Genomic DNA, 4,180 nt, shown 5'->3' with positions numbered 1-4,180 from the left:
ATCAGAGGAACTATTGAAGAGTTGTTGAAAAATGTAATTTTAAGTACCAATAAATACTACGCGCTGGAATTTCAGAAACTGAAATACTCTTTCCTAAAGTTGCGTCATAAAGATGTTGAACTGCTTAAGTTCAATAACGAATTGCTGTTGTTATGTCATAACACACTACCCGATTATACCGCTGCTGCTAATGCTTTAAAAACGAATAGCCAACAACAGTTAAAAGACCAATACGAAACCAACAAAGCCATAAGAAGTTATACAATAGTGGCAGTCATTTTACTGATGTTTGTGATATCGTTGATCCTTTTTGGTTTTACGCGTTTGGCTTTTGAGTATGAAAAAAGACTCACCGCTGCACAGGAACAAATCCGCCATAGTCTGAATTTCAAAAACCGAATTATCGGAATGATTAGTCATGAAATTCGATCGCCATTGAACATCATTTCTATTTATAGCAAGAAGATTGGTGCTTCCGTTAAAGATTTGGAATTAAAAGATACCTTTAAATCGATTGAGTTTACGACTAATTCCTTACTGCTATTATCCAATCAAATCTTAGAGTATTCAAAAGATGAAAATCATAAGTTAACTTTAAAAAATAAAAACTTCTTTTTAAAGACAGAACTCAACCAAATAGCAGCTTCCTTGACATCACTGGTGGAAAGCAAAGGGAACAAAATAGCCTTACAGTTGCATTTAGATTCTAATCATGAAGTGCATTCTGATTCGGGCAAAATTCATCAACTGTTTTACAACATTATCGGGAATGCCAATAAGTTTACCGAAAATGGTTTGATAACCGTAACCATTCAGCAGGAAGACCTCTCGGATTATGAACTCAACCTAAAGGTAGTTATTGAAGATAACGGCGTTGGAATTTCCGAAAATGATTTGGATAATATTTTCGAATCCTATTATCAGGGAACCGTTTCCGGAAAGGTGAATGATTTGGGAGTAGGTTTAGGATTAAATCTCTGCAAAGAAATTATTGAACTGTTTGACGGGACTATTGCCGTTGACAGCAAGGAAGGAAGTGGTACCAGCGTAATCTTTAATTTAATATTAAGCAAAGTGTAACCAAGAATTGGTTAAATTTAGGAAATGTATTCGGTACTTGTAAAGTGATATTTCAAAATGAAACAAACCACCAATTTTACTTTTTTAATTGTAGACGATCATAGCATCGTCAGACAAGGTGTATCGCTATTAATCAAAGAGCTATTTCTTAATGCAAAGATTCATCAGGCCGGTAATTTTAAGGATACGCTCAAAATATTGCGGGAAACCAAGGTTGATTTACTGATTTTGGATATCAATTTTCCTGATGGAAATAGCTTAAACATTCTGGCTGAAATTAAAAACATACAATCGGATATTAAAATTTTAATCTTTAGTGGTTATGATGAAGATATTTATGCGCTTCGTTACATCAATGCCGGTGCTTCGGGCTATTTGAACAAAGGCAGCAGCGAAGACGAAATGAAGCAAGCCATAAAAAGCATGATGATTTCGGGCAAATACATTACTCAAAATATTAAAGACCGCATTTTGGATTCTTATATTTCCAAAAAACCTATCAATCCACTGGAACAATTATCCAATCGGGAAGTGGAAGTAGCGCGCTTACTAATTAAAGGCTACGGCAATATGGAAATTGCCGAATTACTTCAAGTCAAAAAATCCACCGTCAGTACTTTCAAAAACCGGATTTTTGAAAAACTGGGAATCACTAATCTGGCTGATTTAATTGATTTCTTTCAATTATACAGTTAGACTAATTCCAACCTTTTTAATAGTAAAGCAACAGTTCCTGTTGCTTTTTTTTGTAGAAGCAATTCTACAAAAACTGCCTGTCAATTCTACAAATCACTAGACTTCATTCCTTTAGATTTGCCATAACAAATAAAGATTTTATTGTTTTTAAAAACCAATACTAAGTAATAATCGTAAACTATAAGTAATCCTATAAAATCCTATTGGCTATTCAACTGCCCCGATTTGAGAATAGCTGTAGGGTTTATGGGTTTACCACTAACAAACAAGACCATTGCCAAGCAAAATGATGACTAAAAAAACTATTTCTGTTATAAGCTATTTAACTATAGTTGGCTGGGCAGTAGCCTTTGTTGAATATGAAAAAGGAGCAAAATCATCTTTGACAAAGTTTCATTTAGAACAATCATTTGGCCTTGCTATCATTGGAATTGTTACCAATTTACTATTAGCACTAACAGTTATGCTTGACCCTTTTTTCTTCATATTACTTCTAATTAACAACACGGGATTGGTTATCCTTTGGATAGCCGGAATAACCAGCGCATACAATGGTGTGAGACTACCATTGCCGATTATAGGGTTTTATTTCAAAGACAAATTTCGCTTTATTCAATAGGTAACCGTCCCGTTTTTTTTTTAGAAAACATAAGTCTCAATAACTATGATTGACCAAATAAATACCTTGATTGAAATCAACTTGTTTCTTTTATTCAGTTCGGAAAATCATTTACTAAATCTGAAAGATTTTAAAGATGAAGTTGGAAATAAACTACAAGGCGCCAAAATTTTAGCCGATATTATGCAACAAAAAGAATTAATACAACCCAATCCGAACGAAGAATTCAATTATGAATTAACCGAACTGGGCAAACATATTTCAGAAAACGGGGGCTGGTTAGTTTTTATAAAAAAGCTCAAAAAATTTGAAGCAAATGTAAAAATAGACGAAACTCTGGACAACAAAATTAAAACCAAAAAATCGCATATCGAATTAATTATAGCAGGTCTTATACTGATATATCTGAGTTTTCTAATTGCCTCGTCCATGTAATTGTTGCCAAAAGAACATTAGCTAAGGTGGGTTTTGTTTTAATGTTAGACTTTTTATCTCTCCACCATCCCCTCCAATAAAATGGAGGGGAGCTTTTGAACTTTATCCTTTACAACAACTGTTTTATTCTCTCCTGTAAATTCCCATATGGAACAACCGAAGTGTTTTCAATGGTTTTAGCCCAATCTAAAAAAGAAATGGCATGAGGTTCCTTTCTTCCGGTTTTGGTGTTAATGGGTACAAAGCGGGTTCGCATGATAGCTTTCAGATGGGTACTGTTTTCGCTTTTCATTTGGGTTTCCACCAATAGATACTCGGCATCAGCGGCGAGCAACGTTGATTGAATGGTAACCACTTCATTATAAAGAGCCGGACGCAGGTAAGCAATTTCGTGTCCACCAACCACCCAAGCAATATTGTTTTTGTAAAACTCGGTCAGGTCAAGGTCGTGGTATTGTTTTAAATGGTCTTCTCTGGCATTCAAAAAATAATCAATATACCGGGCATTATTTAGATGGCCAAATAAATCACAATCGTTAAAACGAATGGTATAAACCGAAGTAGGAGTTATGTTCATAGACTTATAGTTTTTGAATTAGTGAATTTTCAAAAGAAATAAACTGCAACTCGCCCGATAACATCGCTGGCACTATGATAGTATTGCCATCAATCACAAAATCAGCCGGGCCGGCAATAGGTTCCGTTATAGGAATTCTGTTAATGCGATGGTTAGACAATTGAATGGAAAGCAATATGCCTTTCTTTTCATAAGCCACCCAGTTGCTGGTGTAGAGTACATCATTGGCCATGAACAATCCGTCATAAATTCCTTCCACGGTAGTTAATTGGGTAAAAGTATTGTTCTTTAAATTAATGTAACCCACTACTCCATTGGCTTTGTTGTTACTTCCCAAACCGTTCACATACAACAGGCTTGCTTTTTTAGCACAATACAATCCGTTGATGCCGGCTATGGGTTTGTCAATTACAATTTCGGAATAGGATTTGTTTGCAAGATTCACTTTGAATAACTTGTTGTTGTCCGTGGCTGAAACATAAAGCGTATTGCTGTCCCAAACTGCGATATCGTTGAGAAAATGAGTGTCTTTACTAAAATCAATTTGGTATAAAACCGCTCCTGTTTTTAGGTCAGCTGCTACCAATCGGTCAATATCATTAAGAAATATAACCCCTTTATCAATGGCCAGTCCTTTTGGAGCGTTGAGCGTTTCTTTGACAAAAGTCGAATCCAATACGGTTCCTTTCTGATCAAGTTTTACAATTTTGCCATCGCCGTCTTTGGCATCAGGAGTTAAAGCTTTACCAATATCGGCTACATATAAATAGCGT

General features: G+C 35.3%; 6 protein-coding genes. 4 read left to right on the top strand and 2 right to left on the bottom strand.

Annotation, left to right across the window (positions count from 1 at the left end; all coding sequences use genetic code 11):
- The 4 genes from V7D82_RS13420 to V7D82_RS13405 form a co-directional block, all read left to right on the top strand.
- Positions 1-1,080, top strand: a 1,080-nt coding sequence (locus V7D82_RS13420; RefSeq protein WP_333601463.1) for a sensor histidine kinase, incomplete at its 5' end; no start/stop codon positions are given.
- A gap of 57 nt (positions 1,081-1,137) precedes the next feature.
- Complete coding sequence (locus tag V7D82_RS13415) at positions 1,138-1,776, top strand: response regulator transcription factor (protein WP_333601462.1); 639 nt, start codon at positions 1,138-1,140, stop codon at positions 1,774-1,776.
- Positions 1,777-2,062: 286 nt separating this feature from the next.
- Positions 2,063-2,395: a DUF4870 domain-containing protein gene (locus V7D82_RS13410; protein ID WP_333601461.1), complete on the top strand. Its 333-nt coding sequence runs from the start codon at positions 2,063-2,065 to the stop codon at positions 2,393-2,395.
- Between the two features lie 45 nt (positions 2,396-2,440).
- Positions 2,441-2,830 carry a hypothetical protein gene (locus tag V7D82_RS13405; RefSeq protein ID WP_333601460.1) on the top strand — a complete coding sequence of 130 codons (390 nt, stop codon included), beginning with the start codon at positions 2,441-2,443 and terminating at the stop codon, positions 2,828-2,830.
- Positions 2,831-2,939: 109 nt separating this feature from the next.
- Here V7D82_RS13405 and V7D82_RS13400 read toward each other — a convergent pair whose 3' ends face one another.
- Positions 2,940-3,407 (bottom strand): acyl-CoA thioesterase, encoded by a 468-nt coding sequence (locus V7D82_RS13400; RefSeq protein WP_333601459.1) that lies wholly within the window; start codon positions 3,405-3,407, stop codon positions 2,940-2,942.
- Positions 3,408-3,411: 4 nt separating this feature from the next.
- On the bottom strand, positions 3,412-4,180 hold a 769-nt coding region (locus V7D82_RS13395; protein WP_333601458.1), incomplete at its 5' end, for a hypothetical protein.

This window comes from Flavobacterium sp., assembly GCF_036741995.1.
Lineage (GTDB): Bacteria > Bacteroidota > Bacteroidia > Flavobacteriales > Flavobacteriaceae > Flavobacterium.
This window is presented reverse-complemented; position numbering and strand designations above follow the sequence as displayed.

Coding starts and splice junctions, on each gene's coding strand:
- V7D82_RS13415 (WP_333601462.1), top strand. CDS start 1,138: ATGAAACAAACCACCAATTTTACTTTTTTAATTGTAGACGATCATAGC.
- V7D82_RS13410 (WP_333601461.1), top strand. CDS start 2,063: ATGATGACTAAAAAAACTATTTCTGTTATAAGCTATTTAACTATAGTT.
- V7D82_RS13405 (WP_333601460.1), top strand. CDS start 2,441: ATGATTGACCAAATAAATACCTTGATTGAAATCAACTTGTTTCTTTTA.
- V7D82_RS13400 (WP_333601459.1), bottom strand. CDS start 3,407: ATGAACATAACTCCTACTTCGGTTTATACCATTCGTTTTAACGATTGT.